Source organism: Xanthomonas sp. NCPPB 3569, from assembly GCF_041475645.2.
In the GTDB taxonomy this organism is placed as follows: domain Bacteria; phylum Pseudomonadota; class Gammaproteobacteria; order Xanthomonadales; family Xanthomonadaceae; genus Xanthomonas; species Xanthomonas phaseoli.
Genome location: NZ_CM192969.1, coordinates 1384033 through 1404297 on the forward strand (window position 1 = coordinate 1384033; position 20265 = coordinate 1404297).

General features: G+C 65.8%; 17 protein-coding genes and 1 pseudogene. 9 read left to right on the forward strand and 9 right to left on the reverse strand.

Features of this window, described 5'->3' with window-relative positions:
• The first annotated feature begins 190 nt into the window (after positions 1–190).
• The 7 genes from ACCQ03_RS05945 (at position 191) to ACCQ03_RS05975 (ending at position 9046) form a co-directional block, all read left to right on the forward strand.
• Complete coding sequence (locus ACCQ03_RS05945) at positions 191–1393, forward strand: HlyD family secretion protein (RefSeq protein ID WP_057677910.1); 1203 nt, start codon at positions 191–193, stop codon at positions 1391–1393.
• Entirely contained in the window at positions 1390–2976 is a 1587-nt protein-coding gene (locus ACCQ03_RS05950; RefSeq protein ID WP_017156184.1) for an MDR family MFS transporter, read from the forward strand. Before ACCQ03_RS05945 ends, ACCQ03_RS05950 begins: the two co-directional genes overlap by 4 nt.
• A 4-nt stretch (positions 2977–2980) precedes the next feature.
• Complete coding sequence (locus tag ACCQ03_RS05955; RefSeq protein ID WP_209227587.1) at positions 2981–4471, forward strand: efflux transporter outer membrane subunit; 1491 nt, start codon at positions 2981–2983, stop codon at positions 4469–4471.
• A gap of 114 nt (positions 4472–4585) precedes the next feature.
• Positions 4586–5719: an ABC transporter ATP-binding protein gene (locus ACCQ03_RS05960; RefSeq protein WP_209227588.1), complete on the forward strand. Its 1134-nt coding sequence runs from the start codon at positions 4586–4588 to the stop codon at positions 5717–5719.
• Entirely contained in the window at positions 5716–6627 is a 912-nt protein-coding gene (locus ACCQ03_RS05965) for an ABC transporter permease subunit (RefSeq protein WP_150146444.1), read from the forward strand. The genes ACCQ03_RS05960 and ACCQ03_RS05965 overlap by 4 nt, the downstream gene beginning before the upstream one ends.
• Positions 6624–7472 carry an ABC transporter permease subunit gene (locus ACCQ03_RS05970; RefSeq protein ID WP_057677907.1) on the forward strand — a complete coding sequence of 283 codons (849 nt, stop codon included), beginning with the start codon at positions 6624–6626 and terminating at the stop codon, positions 7470–7472. Before ACCQ03_RS05965 ends, ACCQ03_RS05970 begins: the two co-directional genes overlap by 4 nt.
• Before the next feature lie 182 nt (positions 7473–7654).
• On the forward strand, positions 7655–9046 hold the full coding sequence (locus tag ACCQ03_RS05975; RefSeq protein ID WP_170922344.1) for an NAD-dependent succinate-semialdehyde dehydrogenase: 1392 nt from the start codon (positions 7655–7657) through the stop codon (positions 9044–9046).
• 165 nt (positions 9047–9211) lie between these two features.
• On the opposite strand, the gene ACCQ03_RS05980 is transcribed toward ACCQ03_RS05975, so the two are convergent.
• The 9 genes and pseudogenes from ACCQ03_RS05980 to ACCQ03_RS06020 form a co-directional block, all read right to left on the reverse strand.
• On the reverse strand, positions 9212–10213 hold the full coding sequence (locus tag ACCQ03_RS05980) for a magnesium and cobalt transport protein CorA (RefSeq protein ID WP_057677906.1): 1002 nt from the start codon (positions 10211–10213) through the stop codon (positions 9212–9214).
• Between the two features lie 15 nt (positions 10214–10228).
• Complete coding sequence (locus tag ACCQ03_RS05985) at positions 10229–11512, reverse strand: lipoprotein N-acyltransferase Lnb domain-containing protein (protein WP_057677905.1); 1284 nt, start codon at positions 11510–11512, stop codon at positions 10229–10231.
• Positions 11509–12387 carry a CorC family transporter gene (locus tag ACCQ03_RS05990; RefSeq protein WP_057677904.1) on the reverse strand — a complete coding sequence of 293 codons (879 nt, stop codon included), beginning with the start codon at positions 12385–12387 and terminating at the stop codon, positions 11509–11511. The genes ACCQ03_RS05985 and ACCQ03_RS05990 overlap by 4 nt, the downstream gene beginning before the upstream one ends.
• A gap of 95 nt (positions 12388–12482) precedes the next feature.
• Positions 12483–13001: a hypothetical protein gene (locus ACCQ03_RS05995; RefSeq protein ID WP_209227589.1), complete on the reverse strand. Its 519-nt coding sequence runs from the start codon at positions 12999–13001 to the stop codon at positions 12483–12485.
• A complete protein-coding gene (ybeY, locus tag ACCQ03_RS06000; RefSeq protein ID WP_008571323.1) occupies positions 13001–13486 on the reverse strand; it encodes an rRNA maturation RNase YbeY in 486 nt (161 codons plus the stop codon). The genes ACCQ03_RS05995 and ybeY overlap by 1 nt, the downstream gene beginning before the upstream one ends.
• Positions 13487–13583: 97 nt before the next feature.
• Positions 13584–14132 carry a hypothetical protein gene (locus ACCQ03_RS06005; RefSeq protein ID WP_057677902.1) on the reverse strand — a complete coding sequence of 183 codons (549 nt, stop codon included), beginning with the start codon at positions 14130–14132 and terminating at the stop codon, positions 13584–13586.
• Between the two features lies 1 nt (position 14133).
• Positions 14134–15117: a PhoH family protein gene (locus ACCQ03_RS06010; RefSeq protein ID WP_057677901.1), complete on the reverse strand. Its 984-nt coding sequence runs from the start codon at positions 15115–15117 to the stop codon at positions 14134–14136.
• 423 nt (positions 15118–15540) lie between these two features.
• The gene (gene miaB, locus ACCQ03_RS06015) at positions 15541–16995 is read right to left on the reverse strand and encodes a tRNA (N6-isopentenyl adenosine(37)-C2)-methylthiotransferase MiaB (RefSeq protein WP_209227590.1); all 1455 of its coding nucleotides are present in this window, start codon (positions 16993–16995) and stop codon (positions 15541–15543) included.
• A 39-nt stretch (positions 16996–17034) separates the two neighbouring features.
• A pseudogene (locus ACCQ03_RS06020) lies at positions 17035–17627 on the reverse strand (glutathione S-transferase family protein).
• 165 nt (positions 17628–17792) lie between these two features.
• Here ACCQ03_RS06020 and ACCQ03_RS06025 point away from each other — a divergent pair.
• Together ACCQ03_RS06025 and ACCQ03_RS06030 are read left to right on the forward strand one after the other, a co-directional pair.
• Positions 17793–18758: a helix-turn-helix transcriptional regulator gene (locus tag ACCQ03_RS06025; protein ID WP_209227591.1), complete on the forward strand. Its 966-nt coding sequence runs from the start codon at positions 17793–17795 to the stop codon at positions 18756–18758.
• Positions 18759–18950: 192 nt separating this feature from the next.
• Positions 18951–19934, forward strand: coding sequence for a lytic transglycosylase domain-containing protein (locus tag ACCQ03_RS06030; RefSeq protein ID WP_057677898.1), 984 nt, complete (start codon positions 18951–18953; stop codon positions 19932–19934).
• Positions 19935–20265 lie beyond the last annotated feature (331 nt).

The window sequence follows — 20265 nt, forward strand, 5'->3', positions numbered from 1 at the left end:
ATTCCGCGTGCCCAGCGCACGGCGTCGGGACGGCACCATCGGGACCTGGTAGGCCGATGGCCGGCCGACCGGGTCATCACGCAATCTGTACCGGGCAGTTCAAATAATTGTATGGTTGCGCCGCCGTTGCCGACGCCGCCGAGACGGCCGCTGCGTGGCGCGCCTCGCCCATCACACAGGACGCATCCTTTTGAGTAACCACGACCATCAGTCCAATGACGGCCAGTCCTCGGCCACGGATGCGCAGGGCGCAGGCGCGCGAGACGAGCAGGAGGCGCCCAAGCCCTCGCCGTTGAAGAACCCCAGGGTGAAGTGGACGCTGATCCTGGTCGGGGTGCTGGTGCTGATCCTGCTGGTGGTATGGCTGGCCTATTACCTGATCAAGGGCCGCTACATGCAGGACACCAACAACGCCTATCTGCAGGCCGATTCGGTGGCTGTGGCACCGCGCGTCAGCGGCTACGTGACCAAGGTGCTGGTGAGCGACAACCAGATCGTGGAGGCCGGCCAGCCCTTGCTGCAGATCGACGACCGCACCTACCAGGCCACCCTGCAGCAGGCCGAAGCCGCCATTGCCGCACGTCAGGCCGATATCGTCGCTGCTACTGCCAATGTCTCCGCGCAGGAATCGGCGCTGCTGCAGGCGCGCACCCAGGTGACCGCGGCCGCTGCCAGCCTCAAGTTCGCCCAGGCCGAAGTGAAGCGCTTCGCACCGTTGGCCGCCTCCGGCGCGGACACCCACGAACACCAGGAAAGCCTGCAGCACGACCTGGCGCGCGCGCGCGCCCAGTACGACGCCGCGCAGGCGCAGGCCAAGGCCGGCGAGAGCCAGATCCAGGCCAGCCGCGCGCAACTGGAACAGGCGCAGGCCGGCGTGAAACAGGCCACCGCCGATGCCGACCAGGCGCGGGTGGCGGTGGAAGACACCCGTCTGACCAGCCGTATCCACGGCCGGGTTGGCGACAAGACCGTGCAGGTGGGCCAGTTCCTCGGCGCCGGCACCCGCACCATGACCATCGTGCCGCAGGAATCGCTGTATCTGGTTGCCAATTTCAAGGAAACCCAGGTCGGCCTGATGCGTCCCGGCCAGCCGGCCGAGATCGAGGTCGATGCGCTTTCGGGCGTAAAACTGCACGGCAAGGTCGAGAGCCTGTCGCCGGGCACCGGCTCGCAGTTCGCATTGCTGCCGCCGGAAAACGCCACCGGCAATTTCACCAAGGTGGTACAGCGCGTTCCGGTGCGCATTCGTGTGCTGGCCGGTGAAGAGGCGCGCAAGGTGCTGGTGCCGGGCATGTCGGTGGAGGTCACCGTGGACACGCGTTCGGCCAAGGACGCCAAGCAGCGTGCCGAAGAAGAGTCCGACCGCGTGCAGGAGCAGGAGCGCGCGCGATGAGTGCAGCGGCCGCCACCGGCCCGCGTGCCGGCGGCAGCGCCCAGCGCGAGAAGGCCGAGCCGGGCGCCTGGCTGGCGGTGCTGGCCGGCACCATCGGCTCGTTCATGGCGACGCTGGATATTTCCATCGTCAACGCCGCGCTGCCCACCATCCAGGGCGAGGTCGGCGCCAGCGGCACCGAAGGTACCTGGATTTCCACTGCCTACCTGGTGGCCGAGATCATCATGATCCCGCTGACCGGCTGGTTCGTGCGCACGCTGGGCCTTCGCAATTTCCTGCTGATCTGTGCAGTGATGTTCACCGCGTTCTCGGTGGTGTGCGGGCTGTCGACATCGCTGTCGATGATGATCATCGGCCGCGTCGGGCAGGGCCTGGCCGGTGGCGCGCTGATTCCGACTGCGCTGACCATCGTCGCCACGCGGTTGCCGCCCAGCCAGCAGACCATGGGCACCGCCTTGTTCGGCATGACCGTGATCATGGGCCCGGTGATCGGCCCGCTGCTTGGCGGCTGGTTGACCGAAAATGTCAGCTGGCACTACGCGTTTTTCATCAACGTGCCGATCTGCGTCGGCCTGGTGGCGTTGTTGCTGCTCGGCCTCAGGCATGAAAAGGGCGATTGGGCCGGTCTGCTCAATGCCGATTGGTTGGGCATCTACGGGTTGACGGCCGGCCTGGGCGGGCTGACCGTGGTGCTGGAAGAAGGCCAGCGCGAGCGCTGGTTCGAGTCCAGCGAGATCAATACGCTGAGCCTGATGGCGCTGAGCGGATTCATCGCCCTGGTGATCAGCCAGTTCCGGCGGCGCCCTCCGGTGATCCGGCTGTCGCTGCTGCTGCAGCGCAGCTTCGGCGCGGTCTTCATCATGGTGATGGCGGTGGGCATGATCCTGTTCGGCGTCATGTACATGATTCCGCAGTTCCTGGCGGTCATCTCCGGCTACAACACCGAGCAGGCCGGATACGTGTTGCTGCTGTCTGGCCTGCCGACCGTGTTGCTGATGCCGATGATGCCCAAGCTGCTGGAAACGGTGGACGTGCGCATCCTGGTGATAGCCGGGCTGATCTGCTTTGCCGCTGCCTGCTTCGTCAATCTGTCGCTGACTGCCGACACCGTGGGCACGCACTTCGTCGCCGGGCAGCTGCTGCAGGGCTGCGGCCTGGCATTGGCGATGATGTCGCTCAACCAGGCGGCGATCTCGTCGGTGCCGCCGGAATTGGCGGGCGATGCCTCGGGCCTGTTCAACGCCGGCCGCAACCTGGGCGGTTCGGTCGGGCTGGCGCTGATCTCCACCTTTCAGGAGCGCCGCATGACCTTCCACACCGAAACCATCGGCAGCTCGATCACCGCCAACGCCAGCCGCGCGCAGGAGGCGCTGGCCGGCCTGACCGCACAGATGCAGGGCAGCGCCGGCGGCGAGGCCGCCGCCCGCTCGATCGCCCAGTTCGCCCGCGTCGTGCAACAGCAGGCCCTGGTGATGACCTATAGCGATCTGTTCTGGATCTTCGGCGTGATCGTGGTCTGCACGATTCCGCTGGCCTTTTTGCTCAAGCCGTTACCCAAGGGGGCGCACCTTGCAATGCACTGATTCCATGCGCCTGATTCGCATGCCGCTGGCTGCGGCGTTGAGCACGCTGCTGCTTGGCGGCTGTATGCTCGGCCCCAACTACACCAAGCCGCCAGCGGTTGCCGACGCGGCGATGCAAGCACCCACCCTGCATCGCGCCAGCGGCGCGGACGTGGTCGCCGCCGCACCGTTGAACCATTGGTGGGAGGAACTGCACGACCCGCTCCTGACCCAGTTGGTCACCCAGGCATTGGCCGATAGCCCCAACCTGCGCGCGGCGCAGGCGCGATTGCGCGCCAACCGCGCGCTGGCCCAGCAACGCCGCGCCGAACGCTTGCCCAAACTCAACGCCAGCGCGGTGTATGCCTACGCCGAGCCGCCGCAAACCATCGTCGATACGCTCGGCGGGCTGCAACAGGGCCAACCCGGCCAACCGCCGGCGGCCGGCAGCCAGGCGCTGGATCTGGAAAAGACCGAGATCTACAGCGCCGGTTTCGATGCCAGCTGGGAGCTGGATTTCTTCGGCCGCCGCCGTCGCGCCGCCGAAGGCGCGCTGGCGCAGGCACAGGCCTCCGAAGCCGAGCTGGCCGATGCGCAGGTGCAGCTGGCCGCCGAAGTCGGGCAGGTTTATCTCAATTACCGCGGCTTGCAGGCGCGGCTGGCCATTGCCGATGCCAACCTGGACAAGATCCGACAGTCGCTGCAGCTGGTACAGCAACGCCGCGGGCAGGGCGTTGCCTCGGACCTGCAGGTCGAGCAGATCGCCACCCAGGTGCAGCAGCAGCAAGCCCAGCGCCTGCCGCTGGAAATGCAATCGCAAGAAGCGCTGGACCAGCTAGCGTTGATGGTCGGGCGCGAGCCCGGTGCGCTGGATGCGCAGCTCAGCGCGCCGCAGCCCTTGCCGATGCTGCCGACACAGGTACGCGTGGACGATGCCGGCGCGTTGATCCGGCGGCGCCCGGACGTGCGCAAGGCCGAGCGCGAGCTGGCCGCCTCCAGCGCGCAGATCGGCGAGGCGTTGAACGGCTACTTCCCGCAGGTGAGTCTGCTGGGGGGGCTGACCTGGGTCGCCGGCTCGCCGAGCGATTTCAATTCCGATGCGCGGACCACGTTGGCGGTGCCGATGCTGCGCTGGTCGATCTTCGATTTCGGCAAGACCCGCGCGCAGGTGGAGCAGGCGCGCGCCGGCAATGCCGGTCGTACCGCAGCATACGAAGGGACCGTGCTGGCTGCGTTGCAGGATGCCAATTCGGCATTGGCGCGCTTCGGTTCGGCACGCAGGCAACTGGTGGTCGCACGCCAGGCCGAAGCCTCGGCCACGCGCTCGGCCGGGCTGATGCAGCAGCGTCGCGATGCCGGTGCCACCTCATCGATCGATCTGCTGGATGTGCAGCGCCAGCAGTTGTCGGCGCAGGACGCCGCCGCGCAGGCGCAGGTGCAGTTGCTGGTGAATTACGTGGCCCTGCAGAAGAGCCTGGGGCTGGGCTGGAGCGAACCGGCGCAGGCCGCGCGCTGAGAGTAGGCAAGGCAATCTGTGACGCGCCAGCCCATGCGGCGGCCGCGTCCGGGTTTTGCCATCATGGTCGGCAGTCGCCGTTGTGGCGTACGCATTGCGCAATCGAGAGGTTCAATGGCATCCCCCGAGGCCACTCCGCAACCCCACTTCACCGCTGGCGACAGCGGCTACCTGAGCATCGACGCGGTTCGCAAGGAGTTTGACGGCTTCGTTGCGGTCGACGAGGTCAGCCTGCAGATTCGCAAGGGCGAGATCTTCGCATTGCTCGGTGGTTCCGGCAGCGGCAAATCCACGCTGTTGCGCTGCCTTGCCGGGTTCGAGCGGCCGACCAAGGGGCGCATCGTCCTGGATGGTCAACCCATCGATGCGCTGCCGCCGTACGAACGCCCGATCAACATGATGTTCCAGTCGTACGCGCTGTTTCCGCATATGAGCGTGGAGCAGAACATCGCCTTCGGGCTGAAGCAGGAAGGCTTGCCCAAGGCTGCGATCGCCACCCGCGTTGGTGAGATGCTCGAGCTGGTGCGCCTTGGCGCGCTGGCCAAGCGCAAGCCGCACCAGCTCTCCGGTGGGCAGCAGCAACGCGTGGCGCTGGCGCGCTCGCTGGCCAAGCGCCCCAAGCTGCTGTTGCTGGACGAACCGATGGGGGCGCTGGATAAAAAACTGCGCTCGCAGATGCAGCTGGAACTGGTCAACATCATCGAAACCTCCGGCGTGACCTGCGTCATGGTCACCCACGATCAGGAAGAGGCCATGACCATGGCCACCCGAATCGCGCTGATGGACCAGGGCTGGATCCAGCAGGTCGGCACGCCCGATGAAATCTACGAACAGCCGGCCAACCGGTTTGCGGCCGAGTTCATCGGCTCGGTCAATCTGATCGAGTCAATCATCGTCGAAGACCAGCCGCAATACGTCACCTTGAAGACGCCTGCGTTCGATGCCTGCATCCGCATCGGCCACGGCATCACCGGCTTCGAAGGGCAGGCGGTGGCGTTCGCGTTGCGCCCGGAAAAGCTTGCGATCGGCAAGGACGAGCCGGCGCAGGCCTGCAACAAGGCGCGTGGCGTGATCGAAGACATCGCCTATTTCGGCAGCCATTCGGTGTACCACGTGCGCTTGCCCAGCGGAGTCAAGCTGATGGCCAATTTCGCCAATCGCCAGCGCTGGGCCAGCGAATCGCTGACCTGGGGCGACACCGTGTGGGTAGGGTGGGGCGAAGACGACGGCGTGGTGCTCACCGCATGAAGCGCGTGTTCGTACGCGGGTTGCCGGGCGCACGCTGGGGCGTGATCGCCGCACCGTATCTGTGGCTGCTGGTGTTCTTCGCGATTCCGTTCTTGATCGTGCTGAAGATTTCCTTCGCCGAGCGCGCCACCGCGATGCCGCCGTATACGCCGCTATTGGCGGTTGCGGCAGACGGTGCGGTGAGCCTCAAACTGCATCTGGGCAACTATCTGGCCTTGCTGCGCGATAGCCAGTACGTGGCTGCGTACCTGAGTTCGATCAAGATTGCGGCCATCTCCACTGCACTGGCGCTGTTGATCGGCTACCCGATGGCCTACGTGATCGCGCGACTGCCGCTGGCCACGCGCAACGTGGCGATGATGCTGGTGGTGCTGCCGTCGTGGACGTCGTTCTTGATCCGCGTGTACGCGTGGATCGGCATTCTCGATGGCAATGGGGTGCTCAATCAGGCGCTGTTGGCGTTGGGCGTGATCAAGCAACCATTGCAGTTGCTGTACACGCCGATTGCCGCCTACATCGGCATCGTGTACTGCTACCTGCCGTTCATGGTGTTGCCGCTGTACGCCAACCTGGTCAAGCACGATCAGCGCCTGCTCGAAGCGGCTTACGATCTGGGCGCGCGGCCATGGCAGGCATTCGTGCGCATCACCTTGCCGCTTTCGCGCAACGGCATCGTGGCCGGCTGCATGCTGGTGATGATTCCGGCGGTGGGCGAATTCGTCATCCCGGAAATGCTGGGCGGGCCGAACACCTTGATGATCGGGCGCGTGCTGTGGGGCGAGTTCTTCAATAACCGCGACTGGCCGGTGGCCGCGGCCGTGGCCACGGTGATGCTGGTGTTGTTGTTGCTGCCGATCGTGATCTTCCACCGCTACCAGCAGCGTGAGCTGGAAGGGCGGCTGACATGATGCGCGCTTCGCGCGGTGGGCGCCTGCTCGGCGGCAGCGTGCTCGCACTGGGTTTCGGCTTCTTGTACCTGCCGATCCTGTTGTTGATGGTGTACTCGTTCAATGCCTCGCGCTTGGCAACGGTGTGGGGTGGGTTTTCGACCAAGTGGTACGGCGAATTGGTGCGCGACCGGCAATTGCTCGACGCGGCCTGGGTCAGCCTGGAGGTGGCGTTCTGGACAGCGTGCGCATCGACGGTGCTGGGCACGATGGCGGCCATGGCGATGGTGCTCATGCGGCGTTTTCCCGGCAAAACCCTGTTCGGCGCACTGATCACCGCGCCATTGGTGATGCCCGAAGTCATCATTGGTCTGTCGATCCTGCTGTTGCTGGTGTCGATGGGAGGCGTGCTCGGCATCGCGCCGCGCGGTGCGGTGGCGATCTGGGTAGCGCATGTCACCTTCACCGTATCGTTCGTGACCGTGGTGATTTCTTCGCGGCTGCAGGAACTGGACCGCTCGCTAGAAGAAGCTGCGATGGATCTCGGTGCCACGCCGTTGAAGGTGTTTTTCCAGATCACCTTGCCGATCATCGCGCCGGCCCTGGCATCGGGCTGGCTGCTGGCCTTTACGCTGTCGCTGGACGATGTGGTGATTGCCAGCTTCCTGGCCGGGCCCAGTTCCACCACCTTGCCGATCAAGGTGTTTTCGTCGGTGCGCCTGGGCATCAGCCCGAAGATCAATGCGCTGGCCACGGTGATGGTGCTGGCAGTGTCGGTGGCCGCGCTGATCGGCTGGTGGCTGCTGTCGCGCAGCGAAAAACGCCGCCTGCGCGATGCGCAACTGGCCTTGCAACGCGAAGGCTGAGCGCGCAGCAGGCTGGGCACGAGGTGCAGATGCGTACGCGGGCAGGTGGACTTTCGGCAGAACTGCCTTGGAAACCAATGCGGCTGCACGCACCAAGTGGCTGACGGCCACGGTCCTTGCGAACACAGTGTTGCAGCAGTTTCAGGCGATTGTGACGCGCCCCGAACTTGCCGGCGTCTAGCATGACCGCCTCGCAACAGGAGACCGTCATGTCCTACGACACCGTCAACCCCGCCAATGGCCAGGTCGAGCACACCCAGCAAACCCTGGACGCCGCTGCCATCAAAGCGCGCCTGGCTGCTTCCGCCAAGGCATTTCCGGCCTGGGCCGCGTTGCCGCTGGCCGAGCGTGGCGCCTTGCTGCGCCGCATTGGCGAGGAGCTGACCACGCGCCGCGACGACCTGCAACGCATCATGACCGCCGAGATGGGCAAGCTACGCCGCGAGGCGCTGGCCGAGATCGACAAGTGCGCGCAGGCCTGCGCGTATTACGCCGAACACGCCGCCGACTATCTGGCGCCGCGCGACATTCCCACCGAAGCGCAGTCCAGCTATGTGCGCTACGAACCGCTGGGCTGCGTGTTCGCGGTCATGCCGTGGAATTTCCCGCTGTGGCAGGCATTCCGGTTTCTGGCGCCAAGCCTGATGGCCGGCAACGTGTCGCTGCTCAAGCACGCCAGCAATGTGCCGCGCTGCGCTGACGCCATGAAAGAAGTGCTGGACGCCGCCGGCATTCCGCCAGGCGTGTTCGATGTGCTGCATATCGATAACGACCAGGCTGCCGATGTATTGCGCGATGACCGCATTGCTGCGGTAACGCTGACCGGCAGCGAACGCGCCGGCCGCTCGCTGGCCGCAAACGCGGGCGACCAGCTCAAGAAGTGCGTGATGGAGCTCGGCGGTAGCGACGCGTTCGTGGTGCTGGAAGACGCCGATCTGGAGTACGCCGTGCAGTCGGCCGTGCAGTCGCGCTTCGACAATAGCGGGCAGACCTGCATCGCCGCCAAGCGATTCATCGTGGTGGACGCGATCGCCGAGCAGTTCATCGAGCGCTTTGTCGCCGCCGCAGCCAAGCGTGTTCTCGGTGATCCGCAGGATGACAGCACCACGCTGGCGCCGATGGCACGTGCCGACCTGCGCGACGAATTGCACAAGCAGGTGCAGGCCAGCGTGGCGAAGGGCGCCAAGGTTTTGCTGGGCGGCGAACCGGTCGCCGGCTCGCATGCCGGTTATCTGGCCACCATCCTCGACAACGTCGCCCCCGGCATGCCGGCATACGACGAAGAATTCTTCGGCCCGGTCGCGTCGATCATCCGCGTGGCCGACGAGGCGGACGCGGTGCGCGTGGCCAATGACACCGCCTTCGGGCTGGGTGGCAGCGTGTGGACGGCCGACGCCAAGCGCGGCGAGCGCGTTGCGCAGCAGCTGCAGTGCGGCGCGGCGTTCGTCAACTCGGTGGTCAAGAGCGATGTGCGCTTGCCGTTCGGCGGCATCAAACGCTCCGGCTTCGGCCGCGAACTGGCCGAGCACGGCATCCATGAGTTCATGAACGTCAAGACAATTTATGTGGCTTGAAAGCCGGGAATCGAGAGTAGGGAATCGGGAATCGTAAGAGCCGTTCCGTCGATCTGCCGGGGGAAGGGATGATGAGGAGACCCTTCGCATTCAGGCCAAAGTCCGCTGTGAGCCGCTCTACCAATTCCCGATTCCCAACTCCCCATTCCCGGCCGCAACGCGGCCCTACAGCCACTTAGCGCGCTTGAAGAGGCGATACAGCACCAGGCACGAACCCACGACGCCGGCGACCAGCAGGGGGTAGGCGTAGCGGGCATCGAGTTCGGGCATGTGGGCGAAGTTCATGCCGTACCAACTGGTGATCAAGGTGGGGGCTGCCAACAGGGCGGCCCACGCGCCGAGGCGCTTGACGGTTTCGCCCTGGGCGAGCGTCACCATCGACAGGTTGACGCTCAGCGCCGTGCCCAGCATCTCGCGCAGGGTGTCGATGGCATCGTTGATGCGCACGGCGTGATCGAGCACGTCGCGCAGGTAAATGCCGACTTCTTCGTGGATCAACGAGCCTGGATTGCGCTTGAGGTGCGAGAGCACGTCCTGCAGCGGCGCCACCACTAGCCGCATCTTGTTGAGTTCGCGCTTGAGCTCATACAGGCGCACCACCGTCTCGCGCTTGTAGTCGTCGGCGAAGATGTCTTTTTCCAGGCGTTCGAGCGTGTCGCGGAACTCGTCCATGATCGGCAGGTAATTGTCGACCACGAAATCGAGAACGCCATACAGGCAGAACGACGCGCCCATGTGCAGCATCGCCGGCTCGCGTTCGACCCGATGCCGCACCGGCGCGTACGACAGCGACGCGCCATGCCGCACCGTCAACAGGAAGCGCCTTCCCAGGAACGCGTGCGTCTCGCCATAGCGGATGCGCTCGTTGACCAGCTGCGCGGTGTTGACCACCACAAACAGCGAGTTACCGTAACTTTCGGCCTTGGGGCGCTGATGCGCCTTGAGCGCGTCTTCGATCGCCAGATCGTGCAGGCCGAATTCGTCCTGCAGCTTGCGCAGCACCGATTCCTGCGGCTCGTACAACCCCACCCAGACGAAGCCATCCGGCCGCTGCAACACATCGCTGATGTGCTCCAGGCTGATGTCGTGGCGCTCGCCGTCGCCGTCGTAGTAAGCGCAGGTGATGACGCAGGACGGATTATCCGGATGATGGCCGTGGCTGTTCATGAGCGCATCCTCGGGTCAGCGCATACGGACGGGCAGGTCACGCGGTCGCAGGGCAATGGCAAGTGCGGTATGGATCGGCAACAACAGCATCACCCATTGCAGGTTGTCCTGCGCCTGGAAGGACAGCCAGTGGATCACCAGCGCCGCCAGCGCGCAGGCCGCCACCACCCAGGACAGCACGTTGAACCAGCGGCCCGGCCGATGGCCCAGCTGCAGCCGTATGCCGCCGAACCACAGCAGCACGCACAGCGGGTTGACCAGCAGCAGGTTGCGGTTGCCCCACGCCGATTGATGCGCGGTGAAACCCCACAGATACACCAGCAGGCCGCCGCCGATGGCGCACAGCAGCCAGAACGGTAACGCCAGTCCAGCCAGCAGGCGCTGCCTACGGCCCAGGGCCAGCACGCCTGCGGCCACGAGGAGCCCGGTCAGCAACCACGGCCACCAGTGCCGCGGCTGTTCGGCCGGCTCCGGCGCGATGCGATGCGGCAGCAGGACCTGCGTGGATTGCACCAACGGGCGACCGGCGCTGTTGTGCACCTGGGTCAGGCTGTCGGCCAGCCGCATCGGCACGAAGGCCTCTTCCCAGCGCGACAGCGGACGGTCTGCATACGGCCCCAGGCCCAGATCGAAGCCCAGCCACATCCAAGGCGCAGGGGAGGCCAGTCGCACCGCTTCGCTGCGGAAGGTGTTGCCGCGCGAACGACCAGCCAGCTGCGACCTGAGCGCACCGCCCATCGCACGGTCCAGCGTGTCGCGCACCATGGTGGCGCAGTTGGCCATGAAGTAATCGTAGTGGTAGCGCGCGTTTTCCGGTTGGCTACGCACCGCCAGACCGTCGGCCAACGCGCGCGCCTGGTCTGGCGGCAGATCCAGCCACTGGATGCTGACACCGCGCCCGGCATCGCGATATTGCGAAAGGTCTTCGTCCAGCGGCAGCGCGACCAGGTAGTACATCATTTCGCCGCGCGCAAACCGCGGTACGAAGTCCGGCTCGCTCGGGTCGAAAAAGCCGAAGTTGTACGAGGTGGCCTGCTGCGTGCGCGGGTCGACCACCACGATGGCATCGTGGCCGAAGCGTTCGAAAAACACTTCGCCCGGTTGCATGGTCACCACGCCGACGCGTGGCGCCGGTGCAACGCTCAGGGCAGCTTCCTGCGAGGCATTGCCTTGGACGGCCTGGGCCACTGCGAGCGGGGCTACCAGCAGCGTGACCAGGAGCAGTGCCCAGCGGGCAACACACTGCCAGGCGCCACCACGCTGCGGCGCCGTATAGGCACTGCGGGTCAGCTGGTTCAAGCGTCGTCCTGCGGATCGGGCGGCAGAATGGTGACGTGGAAGGCGTGCACGCGCCGCCCATCGGCCTTGGCCACGCGGAATGCGAAGCGCCCCAGCGTCAACTCTTCGCCGGTTTCGGGCAGGTGCCCGATCGCATCGGTGACCAGCCCACCCACGGTGTCGTACTCGTCGTCGGGGAACTCGGCGCCGAAGCGTTCGTTGAAGTCTTCGATCGGCGTCAGCGCATCGACCACATAGCGCCCATCGGCCTGGATCGCAATGAGCGAATTCTCTTCCTCGGCATCGTCGTGCTCGTCGTCGATCTCGCCGACGATCTGCTCCAGCACGTCCTCGATGGTGACCAGCCCGGCAACACCGCCGTATTCGTCCACCACGATCGCCATGTGGTTGCGCGAGAGGCGGAATTCCTTGAGCAGGACGTTGAGCTTCTTCGACTCGGGGATCAGCACCGCCGGGCGCAGCAGTTCGCGCACGTTGCCCGGGCCATTGTCGGCCACCACGCCGCGCAACAGGTCCTTGGCCAGCAGGATGCCAAGCACTTCGTCCTTGTTCTCGCCGTGGACCGGAAAGCGCGAATGGCCCGATTCGACCACCTGTTTCATCAGGTCGATGAAGCGCGCCTCCACCGGCAGCGAGACCATCTGCGAGCGCGAAATCATCACATCGCCCACGGTGAGCTCGGACACGGAAATCGCGCCTTCCATCATGCGCAAGGTGTCTGCGGCGATGAGACCGTCCTGTTCGGCGGTCCGCAGCAAGGCGACGAGTTCGTCGCGGGTATGGGGTTCGCCAGAGAAGGCAGCGCTGAGGCGCTCGAGCCAGCTACGGCGTTTTTCCGGTGTTTCTAGGGATTGGCTACTGTCGTCTTCGGACATCGTGACGGGGAAGGGCACCCGGCAAACCAGGCGTTAGCCGTCAGTCTAGCAGGAAGCCGGCAAGGCGCTGTGGATGCGCCGTCGCCTGGCCCGGCTCAGGGCAGGTCCAGGCTGTAGCCGCAGCCGACCACGGTCTTGCCCGGGTGCGATTTGACGTTGGTCACGCTCAGCACGACCGATTCGATCATCGCCTCGCCGGTCTTGGGGTTGGTGGCGTCCTCGCTGACCAGCTCGCGCCCGTACATGACCTTCTCGGCGTTATCCACGCCCAGTTCCAGATCCAGTTGCTTGGCCAGCGGGCGCGGATCGGGCAGGTCCAGGATCGCCATGATGCTGGCGCCGGAAAACGCGATGTGATTGGTACTGTGGCCGAACACGCGAATGGGCGTGTTGAGCGTGTATTCGGTCATGAACAGGTTGGACTGATCCAGCGGCGTCCAGCCCAGCGCCACCGCCTTGAGCGGGTCGGCCAGTACCGGCGCCAATGCGCTGAAATCGCCGATACGCTGGCGGCATTCGATCAAGGCGGCAAGGTCCGGGCGCACCGGTGCGGTCTGCGCCCAGGCCCCGGGCACGCTCAACAGCAGCAGGGCACCGGCAATGCAGAAACGCATCAGTGTTCTCCTGCGTAAGGGTCGTCGATGCCGAGGTCGGCAAGGATCTCGCGCTCCAGTTGCTCCATCGCCTCGGCCTCCTTGTCGTCTTCGTGATCCCAGCCAAGCAAGTGCAAGGTGCCATGCACGGTCAGGTGCGCGTAGTGCGCCGCCAGCAATTTGCCTTGCTCGGCGGCCTCGCGCGCCACCACCGGCGCGCAGATCACCAGGTCGCCCAGCAGCGGCATCTTGATGCCCTTGGGCAAGCCTTCCGGCAGTTCGGCGGGGAAGCTCAGCACGTTGGTGGCGTAATCCTTGCCGCGGTAGTGGTGATTGAGCGAGCAGCCTTCCTTCTCGTCGACCACGCGCACCGCCAGATCGGCCTCGCGGATGCGTCCCTTCAACGCTGCGGCCACCCATTTGCGAAAACTCACCGCCGACGGCAGGCCGGCGCGCGGCAGCGCATAGCTGACGGCAACGTCGAGGCGGACAGGGCCCTTGGTCATGGAACACCGGCATTCAGATCAGACAGAGGTGACAGTATCGCGCGAGTGGCGTCCTGCTGCGACGCCTGCGTGTGCGTCCTGGCCGCCCGGTCCGGGATCAGCGAACGCACTCGACCAGCACCAGGACAAGCGCGCCGCCGTTGGCAACACGATAAAACGCACTGCCCATCGGCCCGTTCTGGCAGTGCGGGTCGGCCCGCCTGATCTCCAGGACCGGCGCGAAACCCGGTGGCGATTGGGTCCAGATTGCGGCTTGGCCGTGCTCCAGCAAGCGACCAACCAGATAGCGCGTGTCGGCACTTTCCTTGTCATCGTGAGCTACTGCGCAGCCGAAGCGGTCGTGCGCCTTGCCGGTAGCGGCAAGGAGCGCCTGCGCTCGCGTTGCGGCTAGCAGCGCCTGTCGCCGCGCATCCTCATCGGCCGCCGCCGCACCGGCTGCAGGTGTCTCCGACGCCAGGCGTTCCAGTTCGGCCCGATCCAACAGGATGGTCGCTTGCGCACCGGCCAGCGAGACACAGGACGCGGCCAGCTGCTGCCGCAGCATGACGCGCGTGGTCGTGTCGGCCTGTTGGCGTGCCTGCGCATGCGCAGGTTGGTGGCAAGCCAGTACCAACCACACCCCAAGCAGGAGGGCGCGGCCTTGCACGTCAGTTAGCCGCAGGAGGCAGCACGGCGCTATCGCGCTTGTCGTAGGCGGTGACGATGCGCTGCACCAATGGGTGACGCACCACGTCGCGTGCTTCGAAGAACGTGAAACTGGTGCCTTCCACATCGCGCAGCACTTCGATCGCATCGCGTAGCCCGGACTTGACGTGCTTGGGCAGATCGATCTGGGTGAGGTCGCCGGTGACCACCGCCGTGGAGCCGAAGCCCAGGCGGGTCAGGAACATCTTCATCTGTTCGATGGTGGTGTTCTGCGCTTCGTCCAGAATCACGTACGCATCGTTGAGCGTGCGGCCGCGCATATAGGCCAGCGGCGCGATCTCGATGACGTTGCGCTCCAGCAACTTGACCACTTTTTCCACGCCCAGCATTTCGTACAGCGCATCGTAGAGCGGGCGCAGGTACGGATCGACCTTCTGGCTGAGATCGCCCGGCAGAAAGCCCAGCTTTTCGCCGGCTTCCACTGCCGGGCGCACCAGAATCAGCCGCTGCACACGCGATTCGTTGAGCGCTTCAACCGCGCTTGCGACCGCCAGGAAGGTCTTGCCGGTGCCGGCCGGGCCGATGCCGAAATTGATGTCGTGGGTGGCGATCGCGTGCAGGTACTTGGCCTGGTTGGCACCACGGCCACGCACGGTGCCGCGCTTGACCTTGATCGCCACATCCTGGGCCTGATACGCGCGCTCGGCCACATGCTCGAGGTTGGCATCGTTGAGCCGCAGGTGGATTGCGTGCGTGTCGAACGTCGTGGCTGCGGCCTCGTCGTACAACGCGGTCAACAGCGACTGGGCAGCGGCGATGGCCGGCTCCGGTCCGGTCACCCGGAAGACGTTGCCGCGGTTGGCGATCTCCACGCCAAGCTTGAGTTCGATCTGGCGCAGATGCGCATCGAACGGACCGGCCAGGTTGGCCAGGCGCTCGATGTCCTCCGGTTCCAGGGTGAAATCGCGATGTGCAGGTGCGTTCATGGTTGGATCGGACAGCGCACCTGGGTGCGCGTCGGTAGGGCGGGAGCGAAAGGGTAGCGCGCGGCATGTGATCCCACCAACACAGCGGGCGGCGCGGCACCTCGGCGATGCGACTGTCCGCAGACGCGTGCAGGTTTTCCACAAGCGCTGTGGAGTCACGCATCACTAAGCTGTGGATAAAACGCGGCGCGCTTACTGGCGCAAGGTTTGCCGGGGAGTTGGTGAAAAAATCGCCAGTGCCGACAGGGTTGTCCACACAGGATGTGGATCGAATTCGGCAAAGCCTGTGGGTAAGTAAGACGAGGCCTTGCGTTGCAAGGCGCTACGGAGGTGTGGCGAAATTTTGACCATTGCGCGCAACACGCTTCGCCGCGTGGCTGGCCTGCTTGAAGGGGCGCCGCATCGCGCAGCGCCCACGCGCCATCATCGTGCGCTGTCGTCCAGTTGAATCCGGCCGCGCAGCGAATTGCTCATCGCCTCGGTGATCAACACATCGACGAACTGTCCGATCAAACGCGGGTTGCCCGGAAAATTCACCGGGCGCATGTTCTCGCTCTTGCCGGTCAATTCGTTCGGATCGCGCCGCGAGGGGCCTTCCACCAGCACGCGCTGCACGCTGCCCACCATCGATTGCGAAATGCTCGCCGCGTGCGCGTTGATGTGCGCCTGCAGGCGCGCAAGACGCGCCTGTTTCACCGCCTCCGGCGTGTCGTCCTGCAGGTCCGATGCCGGGGTGCCGGGGCGGCGCGAATACACGAACGAAAAGCTCTGGTCGAAGCCCACGTCCTCGATCAGCTTCATGGTCTTTTCGAAGTCCGCCTCGGTCTCGCCGGGGAAGCCGACGATGAAGTCCGAACTGATCGAGATGTCCGGGCGCACTGCACGCAGCTTGCGAATCTTCGACTTGAATTCCAGCGCGGTATAGCCGCGCTTCATTGCCGACAGAATGCGGTCGCTGCCGGCCTGCACCGGCAGGTGCAGGTAGTTGGCCAGCTGCGGCACGTCGCGGTAGGCATCCACCAGCGAATCGGAAAACTCCAGCGGATGCGACGTGGTGAAGCGGATGCGGCCGATGCCGTCGATCTGCGCGATGGTGCGAATCAACAGACCCAGATCGGCATACTGCGCCGCCTCGCCTGCATCGGCGCCATATGCGCCGCGATAGGCGTTGACGTTCTGGCCCAGCAGGTTGATCTCGCGCACGCCTTGCGCCGCGAGCTGCGCCACTTCCACCAGCACGTCCTCGAACGGACGGCTGACTTCCTCGCCACGGGTGTAGGGCACCACGCAGAACGAGCAATATTTGGAGCAGCCTTCCATGATCGAGACGAAGGCCGACGGACCTTCGGCACGCGGCTCGGGCAGGCGGTCGAACTTCTCGATCTCCGGGAAGCTGATGTCCACCTGCGACTTGCCCGATTCGCGTCGCGCGCGAATCAGTTCCGGCAGCCGGTGCAACGTTTGCGGCCCGAACACCAGGTCCACGTAGGGCGCACGCTTGACGATGGCTTCGCCTTCCTGCGACGCCACGCAGCCGCCGACGCCGATGATCACCGGCTTGCCGCCGGCCTTGAGCGCCTTCCAGCGCCCCAGCTGGCTGAAGACCTTTTCCTGGGCCTTTTCGCGAATGGAGCAGGTATTGACCAGCACCACGTCCGCTTCTTCCGGGTTATCGGTCAGCTCCAGGCCTTCGGAAGCGGCAAGCACGTCGGCCATCTTGGCCGAGTCGTACTCGTTCATCTGGCATCCGTGGGTCTTGATATAGAGCTTGCCGCGGACTACGGCAGGTGCCGATGGGCGCGCGACGGGCAAGGGCAACAGGGCGGGTGCGTCCATGGCAGCGGCCGCGGACAGGTCGGAAACGGGTGTCTCGGGCATGGCGCTTATTCCAGGCGGGTAGGAAGAGAGCCGCGCAGTTTACCCGCTTGCGCTGGCGCCGTCCGCGGGCGCGCGCCCGGCACTGACGGCGTCGGCGCGCGCCACTGCCGGGCGCGCGGCCATCCGGGCGATATAGGCGCGGGTCGGGGCCGGCGGGTCGATCAGGCCCAAGTCCACCATCCACGCCAAGGCGCCGCCCCACAGCACATCGGCTGCACTGCAGCGCTCGCCCAGCAGGTAATCGCCCTTTGCCAGCTGCGCATCGACCACCTGCAGCACCGTGTCGGCGTCGGCATAAGGCGAGAGCGAGCGTGGCGGGGCGGGGCGGGGCGCTTGAGCGCAAGGTCGATGATTGCCGGTTCGAAGGCCGAGCCGTAGAACGCAAGCCAGCGCAGGTAGGCGCCGCGGTCGGCATCGCCCGGCGCCGGGGATAGGCCGGCTTCCGGGTACAGCTCGGCCAGGTACTGATAGATGGCGCCCTGTTCGGTGACCACGCTGGTGCCATGAACGATGGTCGGAATCTTGCCCATCGGGTTGATCGCAAGGAATTCCGGTGTGCGCTGCTGTTCCTTCTCCAGATCGATGGGCTGCAGGCTGTAGCGTGCGCCCAGCTCTTCCAGCAAGACCAGCACCCCCCGCGAGCGGGAGCGGGGGTTGTGGAAGAGGGTGACGTGGCGGTCGTCGGACATTGCGGTCTTCCGGGGTGGCTGCGGTGGCGAAGCAGGTGGTGTGAGGGCGGGGTATCACGATGTTACGGGCCACTTGCGGACAGTTTCTGTCCGCAATACGGTGGCGTGATGGCTTCCACTGCTGCCCGTCTGTTGCGTCTGCTTTCCCTGCTGCAAGGCGGGCGGAGCTGGTCCGGTGTCGCGCTGGCAGAGCGCTTGGACATCCATCCGCGCAGCCTGCGGCGCGATATCGAGCGCCTGCGCGAAGCGGGTTACCCGGTGCATGCAGCGCCCGGCAGCGGCGGAGGCTACCGGCTGGGGCAGGGCGGTGCGGCATTACCGCTGTTATTGGAAGAGGACGAGGCGCTGACCGTGGCGGTCGCCTTGCGCGCCGCCGCGCCAGCGGTGCGCGGGATGGACGCCGCTGCGGAACGCGTGATGGCCAAACTGGATCCCCTGCTGCCGCGCCGCAGCGGCCAGCGCGCCAGTGCCGCACATGCCGCCATCGCCAGCATGCCGGCTGCCGAAACGGAATCGCTGGTCGATGCGGGCCTGCTCGCGCAGCTGGCGGCCGCCTGCCGCGATCGGACCACGCTGCGGCTGGACTATCGGCGCCATTCGGGTACGGCCATCACCCGCAACGTCGAGCCCGCACTGCTGGTGAACTACGGGCGGTGCTGGTACCTGCTGGTCTGGGACTGCGAACGCCAGGACTGGCGCAGCCTGCGCGTGGACCGGATCGATCAGGCGGTCGCCACCGGCGCGCGGTTCGCTCCTCGTGCATTGCCCGAAGAGCCACTCCAGCTCTTGCGCAAGGCGATCGGCGAAGCGCCGTTTCCGTGCCGGGCGCGGGTGCGTCTGGCCGGCACGGTCCAGGCATTGGCCGCGCGCATCCCGCCCTGGCTGGGTGCATTGCAGGCCGATGGTCCCGCGCATTGCTGGCTGGGTCTTGGGGCGCCGAGCATGCCCGCGCTGGCAGCCAACCTGTTGTTGCTGGACCTGCCGTTCGACGCGATTGCGCCGGCCGAAGCCCGGTCCGCCTTGACCCAGGCACTGGACGCGTTGCACACGCAGCTGGACCGGCTGCCGCAGTGAGGTCGGCCACCAGGCCGTCGCGAGCGGTCCTCGGGTGGCCGGCGGCGCGCTCGTCATCGGAGTGCGGGATGGAGACTCGAGGATTTCGAGCACCGGTCCCGCACGCCTGGCGGCTGCGCAGGGCGCTTTGCTGGCTGCTCCAAACGCCGGCCGACACTTGGCAAGCCCTGGGCAAGCTGGGACACTCCGCGCATGAAGGGGATGTCAAGATTGCTGGGGCTGATGCTCGTCACGTTGTCGGCTGCGCCGGTCAGCGCCGGCACGCTGTACAAGTGCGTCGACGCTGACGGCATCACCAGCTACCTGAGCAAGCGCCAGAGCGGCGCCACCTGCAGCGTCATCAGCAGCTATACCCCCGACCGTTCGGCCCGCCGCCTGCCGTCATCTCCTTCGGCCGGGCGTCTAGCCATCAGCCCTGCGCACAGCATGGCCAATATCGACAGCGGCGCGCCCGCCACCATTATCAGTCAGCCGGTCAGCCAGCCGCCACGGCATGTTGCCGAGGTCGCTTCTGCACCCGCTCCGCGTGCCTTGCCGGAGTCGTCCGTCTCGGTCGTCACGCCGCCAGCGCCAGCAGCAACCAACCCGCGCCGGGTCGTCAGCGGGCAGGTTTACTCTTATATGAAGGACGGCGTGCGTCACTACACCAGCGCTCGTCCGCGCCAGGTCGCCAGCATCGAAGGCTTGCGCACCATCCATTACAGCTTCATCGAAACCTGCTACGCCTGCGGTGCCAAGCCCGGGGTGAATTTCGGTGCGATCCGGCTCAACACCAACGCGTACCAGCAGGAAATCGCAGCGGCGGCGCGCGAGTTCGGGGTGGAAGAATCGATCGTGCGCGCGATCATCCACGCCGAATCGGCCTACAACCCGCTTGCGCTCAGTCGTGCCGGTGCGCAAGGCCTGATGCAGTTGATGCCAGGCACCGCGCGCCGCTTCGGCGTCAGCGATGCCTATGATGCAACGCAAAATATTCGCGGGGGCGTGCAGTATCTGTCCTGGCTGCTGAAGCGCTTCAATGGCGACCTGACCCTGGCCGCTGCCGGTTACAACGCCGGCGAGGGCGCGGTGGACCGTTACGGCGGCGTGCCGCCGTACAGCGAGACCCAGCGTTACGTGCAACGCGTGGGCGTCTTGGCCGGCCGCTATCGTGGCCAGGCCACGGCAGCCAACTAAAACGGCTAGCAAAACGACTGTGCAGCTGCCCGGCGGGCGCGGCCGGCGCTCCTAACATCTCACAAGTCCCGAGGCGTCTGCGCGATCCATGCCCGGACCGCTGATTGACGTATTGGTAGCTGCGGTCGGGAATCTCCGCCACGGCGCCGCGCAGCGTGCGGTGGGGCGAGTGCTTGTGTACCAGCGACCTCGGTTGCAGCGTCCGCAGCGAGTCGCGGACGCGTATTTGCTGCGCTTGCACCATGCCCACGCATCCGCCGCACGCGTGCATTGGGGTTGCAGGCGACGCAATGGCACTACGTCACAGCCATGCGCCTTCCATGCTGCTTGA